15 protein-coding genes are annotated in these 17,001 nt (G+C 65.4%); 10 read left to right on the top strand and 5 right to left on the bottom strand.

Translation table 11 applies throughout. From position 1 onward, the window contains the following. Positions 1-136: 136 nt before the first annotated feature. The 4 genes from MTX19_RS03710 to MTX19_RS03695 all read right to left on the bottom strand — a co-directional run bounded on the left by MTX19_RS03710 (position 137) and on the right by MTX19_RS03695 (position 5,480). Positions 137-2,251 carry an acetate--CoA ligase family protein gene (locus MTX19_RS03710; protein WP_280985845.1) on the bottom strand — a complete coding sequence of 705 codons (2,115 nt, stop codon included), beginning with the start codon at positions 2,249-2,251 and terminating at the stop codon, positions 137-139. Positions 2,252-2,580: 329 nt separating this feature from the next. Next, positions 2,581-3,330, bottom strand: a complete 750-nt coding sequence (locus MTX19_RS03705) for a hypothetical protein (protein WP_280982480.1) — start codon at positions 3,328-3,330, stop codon at positions 2,581-2,583. Between the two features lie 3 nt (positions 3,331-3,333). Further along, on the bottom strand, positions 3,334-4,128 hold the full coding sequence (locus MTX19_RS03700) for an enoyl-CoA hydratase (protein WP_280982479.1): 795 nt from the start codon (positions 4,126-4,128) through the stop codon (positions 3,334-3,336). Between the two features lie 146 nt (positions 4,129-4,274). Next, on the bottom strand, positions 4,275-5,480 hold the full coding sequence (locus tag MTX19_RS03695; protein WP_280982478.1) for an ABC transporter substrate-binding protein: 1,206 nt from the start codon (positions 5,478-5,480) through the stop codon (positions 4,275-4,277). Between the two features lie 160 nt (positions 5,481-5,640). On the opposite strand from MTX19_RS03695, the gene MTX19_RS03690 reads away from it, so the two are divergent. Together MTX19_RS03690 and MTX19_RS03685 are read left to right on the top strand one after the other, a co-directional pair. Beyond that, positions 5,641-6,420: a thermonuclease family protein gene (locus tag MTX19_RS03690; protein WP_280982476.1), complete on the top strand. Its 780-nt coding sequence runs from the start codon at positions 5,641-5,643 to the stop codon at positions 6,418-6,420. A 141-nt stretch (positions 6,421-6,561) separates the two neighbouring features. Then, the gene (locus MTX19_RS03685) at positions 6,562-7,977 is read left to right on the top strand and encodes a M48 family metalloprotease (RefSeq protein WP_280984684.1); all 1,416 of its coding nucleotides are present in this window, start codon (positions 6,562-6,564) and stop codon (positions 7,975-7,977) included. A gap of 150 nt (positions 7,978-8,127) precedes the next feature. On the opposite strand, the gene MTX19_RS03680 is transcribed toward MTX19_RS03685, so the two are convergent. Then, positions 8,128-9,420, bottom strand: a complete 1,293-nt coding sequence (locus tag MTX19_RS03680) for an MFS transporter (RefSeq protein ID WP_280986159.1) — start codon at positions 9,418-9,420, stop codon at positions 8,128-8,130. A 190-nt stretch (positions 9,421-9,610) separates the two neighbouring features. On the opposite strand from MTX19_RS03680, the gene cyoA reads away from it, so the two are divergent. The 8 genes from cyoA to MTX19_RS03640 are packed head-to-tail and all read left to right on the top strand — an operon-like array spanning position 9,611 to position 16,995. Beyond that, positions 9,611-10,777, top strand: a complete 1,167-nt coding sequence (gene cyoA / locus MTX19_RS03675; RefSeq protein ID WP_280982475.1) for a ubiquinol oxidase subunit II — start codon at positions 9,611-9,613, stop codon at positions 10,775-10,777. 9 nt (positions 10,778-10,786) lie between these two features. Continuing rightward, a complete protein-coding gene (gene cyoB / locus MTX19_RS03670; protein ID WP_280982474.1) occupies positions 10,787-12,796 on the top strand; it encodes a cytochrome o ubiquinol oxidase subunit I in 2,010 nt (669 codons plus the stop codon). After that, positions 12,793-13,422, top strand: coding sequence for a cytochrome o ubiquinol oxidase subunit III (gene cyoC, locus MTX19_RS03665; protein WP_280982473.1), 630 nt, complete (start codon positions 12,793-12,795; stop codon positions 13,420-13,422). The genes cyoB and cyoC overlap by 4 nt, the downstream gene beginning before the upstream one ends. Continuing rightward, entirely contained in the window at positions 13,419-13,811 is a 393-nt protein-coding gene (cyoD, locus tag MTX19_RS03660; RefSeq protein ID WP_280974395.1) for a cytochrome o ubiquinol oxidase subunit IV, read from the top strand. The genes cyoC and cyoD overlap by 4 nt, the downstream gene beginning before the upstream one ends. Positions 13,812-13,813: 2 nt before the next feature. Beyond that, entirely contained in the window at positions 13,814-14,632 is an 819-nt protein-coding gene (locus MTX19_RS03655) for an SURF1 family protein (RefSeq protein WP_280984683.1), read from the top strand. A 7-nt stretch (positions 14,633-14,639) separates the two neighbouring features. Then, positions 14,640-15,995 carry an ATP-binding protein gene (locus tag MTX19_RS03650; protein WP_280982472.1) on the top strand — a complete coding sequence of 452 codons (1,356 nt, stop codon included), beginning with the start codon at positions 14,640-14,642 and terminating at the stop codon, positions 15,993-15,995. After that, a complete protein-coding gene (locus MTX19_RS03645) occupies positions 15,985-16,521 on the top strand; it encodes a response regulator transcription factor (protein WP_280982471.1) in 537 nt (178 codons plus the stop codon). The genes MTX19_RS03650 and MTX19_RS03645 overlap by 11 nt, the downstream gene beginning before the upstream one ends. 54 nt (positions 16,522-16,575) lie before the next feature. Next, positions 16,576-16,995, top strand: coding sequence for a hypothetical protein (locus MTX19_RS03640; RefSeq protein WP_280982470.1), 420 nt, complete (start codon positions 16,576-16,578; stop codon positions 16,993-16,995). Positions 16,996-17,001 lie beyond the last annotated feature (6 nt).

Raw genomic sequence — 17,001 nt, 5'->3', positions numbered from 1 at the left:
TAGCGCCTATGGGCGAAGGCCGGGACCCATACGCCGCGGCCCGCGGAAAGGGTACAAGCGGCGTCGGCCTCTCTCACAATTCAATTCGGTGGTTATGGGCCCCGGCCTTCGCCGGGGCGACGTGAGGGGAAAGTCACTACTTTCTCGGCACCACCAGCGCATCGACGATGGTGACGCCCTGCCCTTCGGGGTGCACCAGCACCGGATTGACCTCGATCTCCGCGATGTCGCCTGCGTGCCGTGCTGCCAACAGCGATATCTCCGAGATCAATCGCGCTAGCGTCGCGACGTCCGCCTTCGGCGCGCCCCGGAATCCTTGCAGCAGCGGCACGGCCTTCAGCGTCTCCAGCATCGCCGACGCCTCCGCCGCGCTCACCGGCGCCGGACGGTAGACCACATCCTTGAACAGTTCGGTCGTGACGCCGCCGAGTCCGACCATCACCATCGCCCCGAACGTCTTGTCGATCATGGTGCCGACAATGATCTCGACGCCCCTCTTCGCCATCGGCCCGACCAGCACGCCCTGGATCGCGGCCTGCGGCCGATGCTGCTGCACGCTCTCCAGCATGTCGCGATAGGCCGTGAATGCCTCACCCTTGGCCCTGATGTTGACGCGGACACCGCCGACCTCGCTCTTGTGCGGGATGTCGGGCGACTGGATCTTCATCACAAGCGGAAATCCAGCCTGCGCGATCGCGGCGTCGAGCCCGTCGCGCTCGGTGACCAGTACCTCGTGCGGTAGCGCGATGCTGGCCGCGCGCAGCAGCGACTTGCTGTCGAATTCGGACAGCGTCTTCGATCTCAAATGCGCCGAAAGATCGCGCGGCGGCGACGCCGCGCTTTCCACCTCGGGCGCCAGTCTGAACTTCGCATAGTCGGCGAGACGCCGCATCGCGACGCCGACATGCGTCAGCCCCGAGAGCACCACAACGCCGGACTTTGCGAGCTCCTGCCGCGCAAATTGCGACGGCAGCGTGTAGGAATAGAACACCACCGGCTTCCGCTGCGCTGCGATCACAGGCTTCAGCTCGGCCTCCTTGAACGGCATCCGCGTCTCGCTCGACAGCGACAGCACGACCAGCGTCGCGTCGACTTCATCGGACGCGTCGAACAGCTCGATGCTGTTCTGCAGGCCGCCGCTGGAGACGCCCTGCGCGGTCACGTCGACCGGATTGCCCGCCGCGCCATAGGACGGCATCCACTGCTTGATCTGGCCCTGGACATCAGCCGAGAGCTCGGGCACGCGCAGGCCTTGCATCGACACGGTGTCGGCACCCCAGATGCCGGCGCCGCCGGAGACGGTCAGCACCGCAACGCGATCGCCCTTCGGCAGCGGATTGGTCGCCAGCACCGCGGCGATCGTGACGGCTTCGTCGAGATCGTTGGAGACGATGAAGCCGTATTTGGCGAACACCGCGTCATAGGCCGCTGACCATCCGGCCATGCTCGCGGTGTGCGAGGCGGCCGCGCGCTCGCCGGCGCCGGAGCGGCCGACCTTGGTCACGATCACGGGTTTCCTGAGCTCCGCCGCTCGCTTTGCAGCGGCCATAAACTTGTCGACGTCACGGATGCCCTCGATGAACAGCAGGATCACGTCGGTGGATGCATCCTGCACCATGTAGTCGAGGAACTCGCCGGCGCCGAGATCGCTCTCATTGCCGGCGCTGACGACGTAGCTGAGCGCGATGCCCAGCGCCTTGGCGCGGTGATAGATCGCAAAGCCGATGCCGCCGCTCTGTGCGACGATGCCGATCCGCCGCTTGCTCGCAACGAGCGCCGGCGCATCCGGCTTGACGTCGACGGTCGGGCTGAAGGTCGCGGCGACCTTCTGCACCTGACTGTAGAAGCCTTCGGCGTTCGGGCCGGAGATCCGCATGCCGGTCTTCCGCGCCAACGCCACGATCGCATCCTGCATCGCCGCGCGGTCGCCGCCCTCCTCGGCAAAGCCGGAGGAGATGATGACGGCGTTCTTGACGCCCACGGCCGCGCACTGTTCCAGCGCCGCCAACACCGTGCGGGCAGGAATGACGATAACGGCAAGATCGATCGGCGCGCCGATGTCGGCGATCGACTTGAAGCATTTTAGCCCGTCGATCTCGTCATAGTTCGGATTGATCGGATAGAGGTTCCCCGGATAGCCGTTCTTGCGCAACATCGCGAGCAACCGCCCCGGAATCTTCTCGTGATCGCGCGAGGCGCCGATCAGCGCGATGCTCTTTGGTGCGAAGAAGGAATCGAGCGGATGCGGCATGGGAGCGTTCCGATTATTGTTGTGCTCACGATATTGGATCGCTGCCATCAGCTCAATCTTCCCCCGTCATCTTGAGGCGCTCGCGAAGCGAGCCTCGAAGGATGGACGGCCACGGCCGGGCCGTGATCCTTCGAGACGCGCTACGTGCTCCTCCAGCGACAAAGGCGAAGCCTTTTCGCGGGGATGACGGGTCGTAGATGCGTAGCCCGGATGAAGCGCAGCGCAATCCGGGAACAGTCCAACCGCGGAGAGCGCGGCCCCGGATTTCGCGGAGCCTGTCATCGGGCGCGCGTTCGCGCGACCCGTTGGCTCCATCCGGGCTACGAATGTCATGCCGTCAGCTTGAACGTCACACCGCAGAGCAAGAACTCATCGCCCGACACCGCGCAGCCCCTCGCCTTCGCCGCATCCAGCACCTTCGCCCTGTTCGCGACCTTGAACGTCAATCCGCTCATGATCTCGCTGTCGCCCTTGACGAACCGGAAGGCGCTGTTCGGCAGCTTCAGCGTCGTGCCGGTCGCGGGGATGCCGATGATCCTGCCCCAATGCTCCGCCAATGCCTGCGGCTCGGGGCTCTGCATCTCGACCTCGGTCAGCGCCAGAGTCGTGTCCTTGCGGATCGACTTCTGCCAGTCCGGGCCGGCGGGCGGATACGGACCGAGAATGTCGTCGCTGCCGTCGGTGTGATTGAACTCGATGAAGGCAGCGCGACAGTCGCGCGGGTGCAATTGCACGCCGTGATAGGGCGCGTGCGTGATCACGTTGGCGGTGCGCACGCCCATCGCATTGGCCTTGGCACCGCGCACGTCGGGATCTTCGCAAGCGAAGATCGCCATGTAGCCGCCGCGGCCGCCGGTCTTCTCGATGAAGCGCCCGGCCGCCGTGTCCGGCTGGAATGGCGCGACCACCTCGAGGAGGATAGTGTCGACCGGCAGCAGCGCATTCTCCAGGCCGTACTTCGCCACGTTACCGTCACGGTAACAGACATTGAGGCCCATGATCGCGGAGATGTCCGAGATCACGGGCTCGAGCTGCGGCGCAACCAGGCAGATCTGCCGCAGCCGCATGTAGTCGGCCATCGCTTACTGCCCCTGGAAGGTGGGCTTGCGCTTCTCGACGAAGGCCTTGGCCGCTTCCTTGTGGTCGGCGGTCTCGCCGGCACGCGAGTGATGGATCGCCTCGCCGTCGAAGCAGGCTTCCAGCGTCATCGTCTCGGCATTGTTGATGTTGCGCTTGATGTAGCCGAGCGCGACCGACGGCCCCTGCGCCAGCGACCGCGCCAGCTCGAGCGCCGCCGCATCGATTTCGGCATCGGGCATCACCTTGCTCACCATGCCGAGACCCAGGGCCTCCTGCGCCGACAGCACCGGCGACATCAGATAGAGCTCGCGCGCCTTGGCGCTGCCGAGCATCTTGGTGAGGAAATAGGTGCCGCCGTAATCGCCGGAGAAGCCGACCTTGGCGAAGGCGGTCGTGATCTTGCAAGACGCGCTGGCGACGCGGAGATCACAGGACAGCGCGATCGAAAGCCCGGCACCGGCCGCCGCGCCATCGAGCTGCGCCACCACCGGCTTCGGCATCTGGTGCAGGATGCGCGAGACCTCCATGCCGCGGCGCAGGTTCGCCATCTTGGTCTCGAACGGAAGCGGCGCGCGGCCCTCCGCCATCGACTTGACGTCGCCGCCGACGCAGAAGGTGCCGCCGGCACCCTTGATCAGCACCGCGCGCACGTCGGGATCGTCCTGCGCGCGCCGCGCGGCGTCCACCAGCCCGCGCGTCATGTCGGGATTGAGCGCGTTGCGCCGCTCAGGCCGGTTCATCGTGATCGTGAGCAGGCCCTGGTCGAGGGATTGGAGAACCATCTGATTGTCGCTCATGGCGTTTTGCCTTTCGTTGTTGTTGGTATTAGCGGGAACCACCTCCGCGCCGTCATTGCGAGCGAAGCGAAGCAATCCACGTCCGCATCCGCGGAAGCATGGATTGCTTCGTCGCTAACGCTCCTCGCAATGACGGCCGAACCTTGTCATTTCTTCACCAGCGGACAGCGCGAGTCTGCGAGCGGCTGGAAGGCCTGGTCGCCCGGCACGGTCGCGAGCAGTTTGTAGTCGTCCCAGCGCCCTTTCGATTCCGACGGCTTCTTGACCTCGAACAGGTACATGTCGTGCACCATGCGGCCGTCCTCGCGGATCTTGCCGTTCTTGGCGAACATGTCGTTGATCGGGGTCTCCTTCATCAGCTTCATGACCGCAGCCGAATCGGTAGTGCCCGCGGCCTTCACCGCCTGCAGGTAATGCAGCACGGAGGAGTAGACGCCAGCCTGCGCCGAGGTCGGCACCCGCTTGGTGCGTTCCATGAAGCGCTTCGAGAACGCGCGGGTGTCGTCGTTGAGGTCCCAATAGAAGGCTTCGGCAAGCAGCAGGCCCTGCGCGGTCTCGAGCCCGACGCTGTCGATGTCGGTCACGAAGGCAAGCAGCGGCGACAGCTTCTGGCCGCCCTTGGTGATGCCGAACTCCGCGGCCTGCTTGATCGCGTTGATGGTGTCGCCGCCGGCATTGGCGAGCCCGATCACCTTGGCCTTCGAGGCCTGCGCCTGCAGCAGGAAGGACGAGAAATCCGAGGTGTTGATCGGATGCCGCACGCTGCCCAGCACCTTGCCGCCGGACTTCACCACCACGTTGGAGGTGTCCTTCTCCAGGTCCTGGCCGAAGGCATAGTCCGCGGTCAGGAAGAACCAGGTGTCGAGGCCGGATTTCACCGCGGCAAGTCCGGTGACGTTGGCCTGCGCGAAGGTGTCGAACACGTAGTGCACGGTGTAGGGGCCGCAGGCCTCGTTGGAGAGGCGGATCGAGCCGGGCCCGTTGAAGATGATGATCTTGCCGCGCGCTTTCGCGATCTCGGCAGCGGCGAGCGCAGTCGCGGACGCCGCGACGTCGAAGATCATCTCGACGTGCTGGTTGTCGATCATGTCGCGGGCGATGTTGGCGGCGAGATCGGCCTTGTTGAGATGATCGGCGACGACGACCTCGATCTTGCGGCCGAGCACCTCGCCGCCGAAATCCTCCACCGCCATCTTGGCGGCAGTTTCACTGCCGGAGCCGGTGATATCGGCATAGAGGCTCGACATGTCGAGGATGCCGCCGAGTTTCAGCGGAGGCTTGTCCTGCGCCATCGACGGATTCGCCGAAATCGCAAGCACACAGGCCAGCACGCCGGCCAAAACTCGTCTCATCAAAAGCCTCCCTTGAAGCCCGCGCCGCATTCCATCGCGGCCGGTCCGTTTCATTCGCGCGCGATCATGCCGCATGCCATTCACAGCGGCAAGCCGCGGAGCTGCCACGCGTTTTCCGCTGAACGGAATGGCTAAAATGTGCGAAGATCGATCAATGCCAATGTTGTCGATGCGGATTCTGCCGACGCCCGTTCGCAGCGCGCTCCTCGTGTGCGCGACGCTGTTTGCTTGCGGCAGAGGCCATGCGGCGGGATGCAATTTCGAGACCCAGGGCGAGGGCCGCGTGGCCGCGATCGTCGATGCGCGCAGCTTCCGCCTCGATGACGGCCGCGAGGTCAAGCTGGCCGGCATCGAGGTGGCGGACGCGGTGAAGGCCCGCGCAGCCTTGTCCGGACTGCTGGTCGGCCGCGACGTGACCTTGCACGGCGGCGAGGACATGCCGGACCGCTACGGCCGCCAGCCGGCCTACGCCTTTCTCGCCGGCGCCGAAACACCCGTGCAGAGCGAGTTGCTGCGGCAGGGCCTTGCTCTGGTTTCACCCGAGGTTGGCGACAGGGACTGCGCGGCTGCGCTGATGGCCGCGGAGGCCGAGGCCCGGCAGGCCCGATCGGGAACCTGGGGCGAGGCCAGCGTCATAAAAAGCGCCGAAAGTCCGGGCGATATTTTGGCCGGGATCGGGCGCTTTACCGTGGTCGAGGGCCGGGTTTTGTCGGTACGGCAGGCCGGGGCAACGACCTATCTGAATTTCGGCCGAAACTGGACACGGGACTTTGCGGCGACTATTTCAAAGCGCATAGTCCCTGCGTTTGAGGCGGCCGGGCTCGCGCCCAAGTCCCTCGAAAATCGAAGGATTCGCGTCCGAGGCTGGGTGGAAGCGCGACGTGGCCCACGTATCGAATTGCTCCGAGTGGGGCAGATTGAAGTGCTCGGCGGGAGCTAGCGGATGTGTCCGGATGGACCGTATCCCGGCCGGTTCACTTGACAATTGTGAGTTGTAGATTTGACAGAGCGTGCAGGACGGCGTGAGGGACTGACAGGCCGCCGCCTTTCGGCTGCGCCGGTGCTTGTCTGTGCCGCGCTGATGCTCGCAGCCTGCAGCAATGTCGGCCGGTTCGAGCAGGTGACGCCCACCGCAGCGGTCGCGGCTCCGGTCAAGCCGAACCGCGTAGTGCAGCAGACGCCTGCGACCGAGCACGAGCATGAGCGCATCCTGTCCTCCTATGGCGGCGCCTATGATGATCCGAAGCTCGAGGCGCTGATCAGCAAGATCGTCGACCGGCTGGTCGCGGCCTCCGAGCGGCCCGACCAGGCCTACAAGGTCACCATCCTCAATTCCGGCGCGGTGAACGCTTTCGCGCTGCCGACCGGCCAGCTCTATGTCACGCGCGGGCTGATCGCGCTCGCCAGCGACACTTCCGAGCTCTCCTCCGTGCTCAGCCATGAGATGGCGCATGTGCTGGCCAAGCACGCCTCGATCCGCGAGGATCAGGCGCGGCAGGCTGCCGTGGTGACGCGCGTCGTCACCGACATGAGCAACGATCCCGATCTCACCGCGCTGGCGCTGGCCAAGACCAAGCTGACGATGGCGAGCTTCTCGCGGCAGCAGGAATTCGAGGCCGACGGCATCGGCGTCGGGATCGCCGCACGCGCGCATTTCGATCCCTACGGCGCGGCGCGCTTCCTGACCGCGATGGAGCGCAACGCCGCGCTCAAGATCGGCAGGACTGCGCTCGATCCGCGCGCGCAGGACTTCCTGTCGTCGCATCCGGCCACGCCCGAGCGCGTCGCCAATGCGCAGGCGATCGCGCGGCAATACACCTCGCCCGAGAACAACGACCGCGATCGCGAGAGCTATCTCGCCGCGATCGACAACATCGTTTACGGCGAGGACCCGAGCGAAGGTTTCGTGCGCGGCCGCCGCTTCCTGCATCCCAAGCTCGGCTTCACCTTCACGGCGCCCGACACCTTCACGCTCGACAACACCGCGCAGGCCGTGATCGGCGTGCGCGAGGGCGGCAGCCAGGCGATGCGCTTCGACGTCGTGCGGGTGCCGGCCGAGCAGTCGCTCGGCGACTATCTCAATTCCGGCTGGATGGAAGGCGTCGAGAAATCCTCGACCGAAGACCTCAACATCAACGGCTTCCCGGCGGCGTCGGCGACCGCGCATGGCGACCAGTGGCAGTTCAAGGTCTATGCGCTGCGCTTCGGCACCGACGTCTACCGCTTCATCTTCGCCGCCAAGCAGAAGACCACCGAGAGCGAGCGCAACGCGCGCGAGACCGTCAACTCGTTCCGCCGCCTGACGCTCGAGGAGATCCAGGCCGCGCGCCCGCTGCGCATCAAGGTCATCAACGTGCAGCCGGGCGACACAGTGGAATCGCTGTCGCACCGCATGGCCGGCGTCGATCACCCGACCGAACGCTTCCGCGTGCTGAACGGGCTCGACGCCCACGCGCAGGTGAAGCCGCGCGACCGCGTCAAGATCGTGGTGGATTGAGACGTCCGAAGGATTGAGCCTCCGTAGCCCGGATGGCGCGCAGCGCAATCCGGGACGGGGTCATCCGCGGCGAGAGCGGCCCCGGATTTCGCGGAGCCTGTCATCGGGCGCGCGTTCGCGCGACCCGTTGGCTTCATCCGGGCTACAAGTTCAGCCTTCCGCCTCGCGCAGTCCGCTCAGCCACAGCGCGAGCAGCGTCCAGACCGCGCCCGACAGCAGGTAGGCGCCTGCCGAGATCAGCCCGAAATGGGTTGCCAGCAACAGCGCCGCGAGCGGTGCGAAGCCGGCGCCGAACAGCCAAGCCAAATCGGACGTCAGCGCCGAGGCCGTGTAGCGATAGGCCCGCGCGAAGCTGGAAGCGATCGCGCCCGAGGACTGGCCGAACGAGAGGCCGAGCAGCACGAAGCCCAGCACCATGTAGACCGTCTCGCCGAGCGGACCGGCATCGAGCAGTTGCGGGGCGAAGCCGCTATACACCGCGATCGCGATCGCCGAGCCGATCAGCAGCGGCTTGCGTCCGACGCGGTCGGCGATCATGCCGGACGCCACGATCGCAGCGACGCCGACCATGGCGCCGATCATCTCGATGATCAGGAAGCGCACCGGGCTTTCCCTGGTGAACAGGAACACCCAGGATAGCGGGAACACGGTCACCATGTGGAATAGCGCGAAGCTCGCCAGCGGCGCGAACGCCCCGAGCAGGATGTGGCGGCCCTCCTGCGTGACCGTTTCGGTCACGCGCGCCGGCTGCAGGTCCCGGCTTTCGAACAGCTCGGAATATTCATCCGTCGCCACCATGCGCAGCCGCGCGAACAGCGCCACGACGTTGATGGCGAAGGCGACGAAGAACGGATAGCGCCAGCCCCAGTCGAAGAAATCGTCCGCCGACAGGTTGCCGGCAAAGAAGGCGAACAGCGCGCTCGCCACGATCAGCCCAAGCGGGGCGCCGAGCTGCGGCACCATCGCGAACCAGCCGCGATGACGCGCCGGCGCATTCATCGCGAGCAGCGAGGCCAGGCCGTCCCAGGCGCCGCCCCAGGCGATGCCCTGCGCGGCCCGCGCCGCGGCGAGCAGCCAGATCGCCGCCACGCCGATCTCGTTGTAGCCGGGCAGAAACGCGATCGCCACCGTGGCGGTGCCGAGCAGGAACAGCGCGATGACGAGCTTGGCGCCCTTGCCGTGGCGGCGGTCGACCGCCATGAAGATGACGGTGCCGAGCGGGCGCGCGGCGAAGGCCAGGGCAAACAGCCCGAAGGAATAGAGGGTGCCGGTCAGCTCGTTGACGAACGGGAATACCAGCTTCGGAAACACGATCACCGAGGCGATCGCGTAGACGAAAAAGTCGAAGAATTCCGATGTGCGCCCGATGATGACGCCGATGGCGATTTCGCCGGGTTTCGCATGCCCGTGACCTGATGATGTCGCCGGGTTGCCGTGAGCCATTGCTGGGGCCTGTGCCATCGCGCCGTAAACCGTCCTTGGAGTGAGGCCGCGGGCAGACTTTGCCTCGCGGTCCATCCGACTGTTTCGCGCCACATCCCGCAGTGCAACATTGGACAAATTGTCCAATGTCCGTTCTGTTGCATCGCAGCTACCCCTTGGCGGAACTCATAAAATTCCAGCGGGGTAAGCTGTGCGCGCCTTGAAATTATTGGCCTTATTGCCGTTTGCGGCCCTGCTTGGCGGGTGCGATTTCGTCGTCCTGGCGCCAGCCGGCGACGTCGCCGCCCAGCAGCGCGACCTCGTCGTCATCTCGACCGTCCTGATGCTGCTGATCGTCCTGCCGGTGATGGCGCTGACGGTGTTCTTCGCCTGGCGCTACCGCCAGTCCAACACCGCCGTGCCCTACGAGCCGGAATGGGATCACTCCACCCAGCTCGAGCTCGTGATCTGGTCGGCGCCGCTCCTCATCATCGTTTGCCTGGGCGCGCTGACCTGGATGGGCACCCATCTGCTCGATCCCTACCGCACGCTCGGCCGCATCGACGCCGGCAAGCCGATCGAGAGCAAGGACGCGCCGCTCAATGTCGAGGTCGTCGCGCTCGACTGGAAGTGGCTGTTCATCTACCCCGACTACGGCGTCGCCGCCGTCAACGAGCTCGCCGCTCCGGTCGACCGCCCGATCCGCTTCCGCATCACGGCGTCCTCCGTGATGAACTCCTTCTACATCCCGGCACTGGCTGGCCAGATCTACGCCATGCCCGGCATGGAGACGAAGCTGCACGCGGTCGCCAACGAGCAGGGCACCTTCAGGGGCTTCTCCGCCAATTACAGCGGCGCCGGCTTCTCCGGCATGCACTTCGCGTTCAAGAGCCTCTCGGCCTCCGACTTCGACAAGTGGATCGCCAACGCCAAGGCCAGCAGCAACATGCTCGGCCGTTCCGACTACCTGCAGCTCGAACGCCCGAGCTCCAACGAGCCGGTGCGCCTCTACGGCTCGGTCGATCGCGATCTCTACAAGGCGATCCTCAACATGTGCGTCGAGGCCGGCAAGATGTGCGTCAGCGAGATGATGGCGATCGACGCCAAGGGCGGCCTCGGTCGCGAAGGTCTCAACAACACGCTGCCGCTGACCTACGACAAATACGCAAGGCGCGGCGCGCCGCTCGGCAACGAGCCGACCTTCGTCGCCGGCATCTGCTCGATCGACGAGCTGAAGGACACGCCGTCGCGCGAGATCTTCGCGCCGTCGGACATGACTCCGCTGCGCGGCGTCGGCATGAAGCGCCCGCCATTCTCTCCCGCCCATCCGTCATCGACGTCGCTGCTGCTCGGCCAGCGTCCGAAATCAGAGTCCTGAGAGGGCCGCATGTTCAACAATCCTGAAATCATCAAGGCGATCTTCGGCCGCCTCAATCTGGACGCGCTGCCGCTGCACGAGCCGATCCTGGTCGGCACCTTCGCCGTGGTCGCGACCGGCGGCCTCGCGTTGTTCGCCGCCGTCACCTATTTCCGGCTGTGGGGCTATCTGTGGCGCGAGTGGTTCACCACCGTGGACCACAAGCGCATCGGCATCATGTACATGATCCTCGGCATCGTAATGCTGCTGCGCGGCTTCGCCGACGCACTGATGATGCGCCTGCAGCAGGCGATCGCCTTCAACGGCTCGGAGGGCTACCTCCCCGCACACCACTACGACCAGGTCTTCACCGCGCACGGCGTGATCATGATCTTCTTCGTGGCGATGCCGCTGGTGACGGGCCTGATGAACTACGTCATGCCGCTGCAGATCGGCGCCCGCGACGTCTCCTTCCCGTTCCTGAACAATTTCAGCTTCTGGATGACGGTCGGCGGCGCGGTGCTGGTGATGGCCTCGCTGTTCGTCGGCGAATTCGCGCGCACCGGCTGGCTCGCCTATCCGCCGCTGTCGAACATCGGCTACAGTCCCGACGTCGGCGTCGACTATTACATATGGGGACTACAGGTCGCCGGCGTCGGCACGACGCTATCGGGCATCAACCTGATCTGCACCATCGTCAAGCTGCGCGCCCCGGGCATGACGATGATGAAGATGCCCGTCTTCACCTGGACCTCGCTCTGCACCAACGTCCTGATCGTCGCCTCCTTCCCGGTGCTGACGGCGGTGCTGGTGCTGCTGTCGCTCGACCGCTATGTCGGCACCAACTTCTTCACGAACGACTTCGGCGGCAGCCCGATGATGTACGTGAACCTGATCTGGATCTGGGGCCATCCCGAGGTCTACATCCTGGTGCTGCCGGCGTTCGGCATTTTCTCCGAGGTGACCGCGACGTTCTCGGGCAAGCGGCTGTTCGGCTACACCTCGATGGTCTACGCCACGGTCGTCATCACCATCCTGTCCTACCTGGTCTGGCTGCACCACTTCTTCACGATGGGCTCCGGCGCCAGCGTGAACTCGTTCTTCGGCATCACCACCATGATCATCTCGATCCCGACGGGCGCGAAGATGTTCAACTGGCTGTTCACGATGTATCGCGGCCGGATCCGCTTCGAGCTGCCGATGATGTGGACGGTGGCGTTCATGCTGACCTTCGTGATCGGCGGCATGACCGGCGTGCTGCTCGCGGTGCCGCCGGCCGACTTCGTGCTGCATAACAGCCTGTTCCTGGTCGCGCATTTCCACAACGTGATCATCGGCGGCGTGCTGTTCGGGCTGTTTGCCGGCATCAACTACTGGTTCCCGAAAGCGTTCGGCTTCAGGCTCGATCCGTTCTGGGGCAAGCTGTCGTTCTGGTTCTGGGTTACGGGTTTCTATGTCGCCTTCATGCCGCTCTACGTGCTCGGCCTGATGGGCGTCACCCGTCGCCTTCGCGTGTTCGACGATCCGTCCCTGCAGATCTGGTTCATCATCGCGGGCATCGGCGCCTTCCTGATCCTGCTCGGCATCCTCTCGATGCTGGTGCAGTTCGCAGTCAGCATCATGAAGCGCGAGCAGCTCCGCGACGTCACCGGCGATCCCTGGAACGGGCGCACGCTGGAATGGGCCACCTCGTCGCCGCCGCCGAGCTACAACTTCGCCTTCACGCCGGTCGTCTACGACAACGACGCGTGGTGGGACATGAAGCGCCGCGGCTACAAGCGTCCGCTGTCCGGCTTCAAGCCGATCCACATGCCCTCCAACACCGGAACCGGCATCATCCTCGCCGGCCTCGCGACGGCGATGGGATTCGGCCTGATCTGGTACATCTGGTGGCTTGCTGCCGTCAGCTTCGTCGCGCTGCTCGCGGTCGCGATCGGCCATACCTTCAACTATCACCGCGACTTCAACATCCCGGCGGATGAAGTGGGTTGGGTCGAAGATGCGCGGACGCATTTGCTTGCCGCTGGAGCCAAGTCATGACTGTAGCAACCGTCTCCACGCAGAATTCCGAACCGGTCTTCCACGTAATCGACGAGCACGCGCATCCGGAAGGCGCCAGCACCATGCTGGGCTTCTGGATCTACCTGATGAGCGACTGCCTCATCTTCGCGATCCTGTTCGCGACCTTCGGCGTGCTCGGCGGCAACTACGCCGCAGGTCCTGCGCCGAAGGATCTGTTCGATCTCAAGCTCGTCGCGCTCAACACGACGATGCTGCTGCTGTCCTCGATCACTTATGGCTTCGCCATGCTGACGATGGAGAAATCGAAGATCGGCGCGACGCAGGCCTGGCTTACCATCACCGGGCTGTTCGGCCTCGCGTTCCTCGGCATCGAGCTCACCGAGTTCGCCCACATGATCCATGAGGGCGCGACGCCGCAGCGCAGCGCCTTCCTGTCGTCCTTCTTCACGCTGGTCGGCACCCACGGCCTGCACGTCACCTTCGGCCTGGTCTGGCTGACCACGCTGATGGTGCAGGTCGCGCGTTTCGGCCTGATCGAGGCCAACCGGCGCCGCCTGATGTGCCTCTCCATGTTCTGGCACTTCCTGGACGTGGTCTGGATCGGCGTCTTTACCTTCGTCTACCTCCTGGGAATGCTGCGATGACATCAGACTCTCACGCCCTGCCATCCGAAGCCGGCGATCACGGCCACCACGCCCATGATACGGCGGCGCATGGCACGCTCTCGAGCTACCTGATCGGCTTCGGCCTCTCCGTCGTCCTCACCGCGGTGCCGTTCTGGCTGGTGATGACCGGTGCGATCGCGGACAAGCAGGTGACCGCGCTGATCGTGCTGCTGCTCGCCGCGGTGCAGATCGTGGTGCACATGGTCTACTTCCTGCACATGAACACCCGTTCCGAGAACGGCTGGACCATGATGGCTCTGATCTTCACGGTCATCATGGTGGTGATCGCACTGACTGGCTCGCTGTGGGTCATGCATCACCTCAACATCAACATGATGCCGATGCACGACATGAGCCAGATGCCGTGACGATGCGGTCTTCCAGGCCCTCTTTGTTGCTCTTCACGCTCGGCATGCTGGGCGTGGTGCTGCTGACCGCGCTCGGCGTCTGGCAGATCGAGCGCAGGACCTGGAAGCTGGCTTTGATCGAGCGGGTCGAGCAGCGCATTCATGCCGCGCCCGCTCCGCTGCCGGCCCCCTCATCGTGGCCGGCAGTGACCGCCGCCAGCGACGAATACCGCCGCGTCACCGTGACCGGCACCTTCCTGAACGCGGACGAGGCCCTGGTTCAGGCCGTGACCGTCGACGGTCCCGGCTTCTGGGTGGTGACCCCGCTGCGAACCGCCGACGGAACCACCGTGCTGGTCAACCGAGGTTTCGTCCCGGCCGAGAAGCGCGATCCCGCGACACGGCGCGAGGGCGATCCACAGGGCGCGGTGAGCGTCACCGGCCTGCTGCGGATGTCGGAACCGAAGGGCGGTTTCCTGCGCAGCAACGACGCCGCGGCCGGCCGCTGGTACTCGCGCGACGTCGCCGCGATTGCGGCCACGCATGGCTTGTCGCAGGTCGCGCCCTTCTTTATCGACGCCGACGCCACCCCGAACCCCGGCGGTTACCCGGTCGGCGGGCTCACCGTCGTGCGGTTTCACAACAGCCACCTGATTTACGCGCTGACATGGTTCGCGCTCGCCTTTATGCTGGCAGGTGCACTCCTGCGCGCCGTACGCGGCAGGGGTCGCGCCGGCGGCTCCGATCCACGACGGGCCGCCGTGCGCCGCCTGATCGGCGCAGCCCGCAACCTGTCTCGCAACCCAGGCCCAGATGCTCGAGCGCACATCGGATCTGCATGACGACGAAATGGCGGCAGGGACAGCCGTGACGCCGCCTGCCGGAAGCGTGCCGACCGGCCTGCCGTTCGACCTCACCGCACCTTCACCGACCGACGCCGCGACCAACCGCAAGAACATGGCGCTGCTGATCCAGCTGCGCTGGACGGCGGTGATCGGCCAGATCGTCACCATCGCCTTCGTCCAGTTCTGGATGGGCATCGCGCTGCCGCTCTTGCCGATGGCCGCCGTGATCTGCGGCCTGGTGGCGCTCAATCTCGTCAGCCTGGTCTGGGTGCGCTATCGCGCCGACATCAACAACCGCGAACTCCTGATCGCGCTGACGCTCGACGTGGCGGCGCTGACAACCCTGCTCTATCTCAGCGGCGGCGCCACCAATCCTTTCACTTCGCTCTATCTGCTGCAGGTGACGCTCGGCGCGGTACTGCTCGACGCGCCGTCGACCTGGTCGCTGGTGGCGCTGGTCTGCATGAGCTACGCCTGGCTTACCGGCTATTACGAGCCGCTGGCGCTGCCGCAGGAAGGATTTGGCGATGCGTTCAGCCGCTACATCGCCGGCACATTCATCGGCCTCGTGCTCGACGCGGTGCTGCTCGTGGTGTTCGTGACCCGGATCAACCGCAATCTGCGCGACCGCGACGCGCGGCTGGCCGCGATGCGCCAGCATGCCGCCGAGCAGGATCATATCGTGCGGATGGGCCTGCTGGCGTCCGGAGCCGCGCACGAGCTCGGTACGCCGCTCGCGTCGCTTTCGGTCATCCTGAGCGACTGGCGCCGGATGCCGGCGCTCGCCTCCGAGCCCGAGCTGTCGCAGGACCTCGGCGAGATGGAGACATCGCTGCAGCGCTGCAAGACGATCGTGACGGGCATCCTGCTGTCCGCGGGGGAAGCGCGCGGCGAAGGCTCCTCACCGACGACGGTTGCGGCCTTCCTGACGGCGCTGGTGGACGAATGGCGGACGACGCGGCCCTCGGCCACCCTGTACTTCCGCAATGCGTTCGGTGCCGATCTGCCGATCGTCTCCGACATCGCACTCAAGCAGGCGATCTTCAACGTGCTGGACAATGCCGCCGAGGTGTCGCGCGACTGGATCGAACTGATGGCGGAGCGGAAGGAGGACACGCTGGTGCTGTCGGTGACCGACCGCGGCCCGGGCTTCTCGCGCGAGGTGCTTCCGCATGTCGGCAAGCCCTATCAGTCGACCAAGGGCAGCCCCGGCAGCGGCCTCGGCCTGTTCCTGGTGGTCAACGTCGTACGCAAGCTTGGCGGCGTGGTGACGGTGCGCAACCGGCCCGATGTCGGCGCCGCGGTCCGGCTCGAGCTTCCGCTCTCGACGCTAGTGATCGGAGACGAGCTTGACGGATGAACGCCAGCTTCTGATCGTCGAGGACGACGCCGGCTTTGCCCGCACGCTCAAACGTTCGTTCGAGCGCCGCGGCTACGGCGTCGTCGTCGCGGCCTCGCTCGACGAGGTCCGCGGGCTGCTGGAGCAGCAATCGCCCGGTTATGCTGTCGTTGACCTCAAGCTCGCTGGCGGCGCCTCCGGCCTTGCCTGCGTGGAAGCGCTGCATGCGCATGATCCGGAGATGCTGATCGTCGTGCTGACGGGCTTCGCCAGCATCGCCACCGCGGTCGAAGCCATCAAGCTCGGCGCCTGCCACTATCTGGCGAAGCCATCGAACACCGACGACATCGAGGCCGCGTTCCAGAAAGCGGCCGGCAACGCCGACATCGAGGTCGGCGCGCGTCCCACTTCGATCAAGACGCTGGAATGGGAACGCATCCACCAGACTCTGATCGAGACCGATTTCAACATCTCCGAAACCGCCCGCCGGCTCGGCATGCACCGCCGCACGCTGGCGCGCAAGCTCGAGAAGCAGCGGGTGAAGTAGCGGCCGTCGCCTGCGCCGTTGCCGACCGTTTCGCTGCCGGTTTATAGCGGACGCATGAGCACGACCGACAATCTCTTCCAGCCCCGCTCCGACGCTGCCGACGATGCGACTATGATCGCGGAGGCGATCGGCTGCATCGAGCGCTTTACTGAAAGGTTCAATGCCCGCGACCTCGCCGGTATGGATGCGTTGCTGCACTTCCCGCACGTCATCCTGTCGGGCGAGCAGCTCGTGATCTGGGACGAGGTGGGCAAGCTGCCGGCGTCGTTCTTCGACGATCTGTCGCGCACGACGGGGTGGGCGAAGACCACCTATCAGCGCAAGGATCCCGTGCTGGTCAGCCCGCGCAAAGTCCATCTCGTGGTCGAATATACCCGCGATCGCGCCGACGGATCGATCGCGAGCCGCCACCGCAACCTCTGGATCGTGACATCAGAGAACGGCCGCTGGGGCATCAAGCAACGGTCGTACTGAAGCGGC

This window comes from Bradyrhizobium sp. ISRA464 (assembly GCF_029910095.1).
GTDB lineage: Bacteria > Pseudomonadota > Alphaproteobacteria > Rhizobiales > Xanthobacteraceae > Bradyrhizobium.
This window is presented reverse-complemented; position numbering and strand designations above follow the sequence as displayed.

Excerpts from the sequence above, each read along its gene's own strand:
- MTX19_RS03690 (WP_280982476.1), top strand. The coding sequence starts at position 5,641 with ATGTTGTCGATGCGGATTCTGCCGACGCCCGTTCGCAGCGCGCTCCTC.
- MTX19_RS03710 (WP_280985845.1), bottom strand. The coding sequence starts at position 2,251 with ATGCCGCATCCGCTCGATTCCTTCTTCGCACCAAAGAGCATCGCGCTG.
- MTX19_RS03655 (WP_280984683.1), top strand. The coding sequence starts at position 13,814 with ATGCGGTCTTCCAGGCCCTCTTTGTTGCTCTTCACGCTCGGCATGCTG.
- MTX19_RS03680 (WP_280986159.1), bottom strand. The coding sequence starts at position 9,420 with ATGGCTCACGGCAACCCGGCGACATCATCAGGTCACGGGCATGCGAAA.
- MTX19_RS03685 (WP_280984684.1), top strand. The coding sequence starts at position 6,562 with ATGCTCGCAGCCTGCAGCAATGTCGGCCGGTTCGAGCAGGTGACGCCC.
- cyoB (WP_280982474.1), top strand. The coding sequence starts at position 10,787 with ATGTTCAACAATCCTGAAATCATCAAGGCGATCTTCGGCCGCCTCAAT.
- MTX19_RS03695 (WP_280982478.1), bottom strand. The coding sequence starts at position 5,480 with ATGAGACGAGTTTTGGCCGGCGTGCTGGCCTGTGTGCTTGCGATTTCG.
- MTX19_RS03700 (WP_280982479.1), bottom strand. The coding sequence starts at position 4,128 with ATGAGCGACAATCAGATGGTTCTCCAATCCCTCGACCAGGGCCTGCTC.
- cyoD (WP_280974395.1), top strand. The coding sequence starts at position 13,419 with ATGACATCAGACTCTCACGCCCTGCCATCCGAAGCCGGCGATCACGGC.
- MTX19_RS03705 (WP_280982480.1), bottom strand. The coding sequence starts at position 3,330 with ATGGCCGACTACATGCGGCTGCGGCAGATCTGCCTGGTTGCGCCGCAG.
- MTX19_RS03650 (WP_280982472.1), top strand. The coding sequence starts at position 14,640 with ATGGCGGCAGGGACAGCCGTGACGCCGCCTGCCGGAAGCGTGCCGACC.
- cyoC (WP_280982473.1), top strand. The coding sequence starts at position 12,793 with ATGACTGTAGCAACCGTCTCCACGCAGAATTCCGAACCGGTCTTCCAC.
- MTX19_RS03640 (WP_280982470.1), top strand. The coding sequence starts at position 16,576 with ATGAGCACGACCGACAATCTCTTCCAGCCCCGCTCCGACGCTGCCGAC.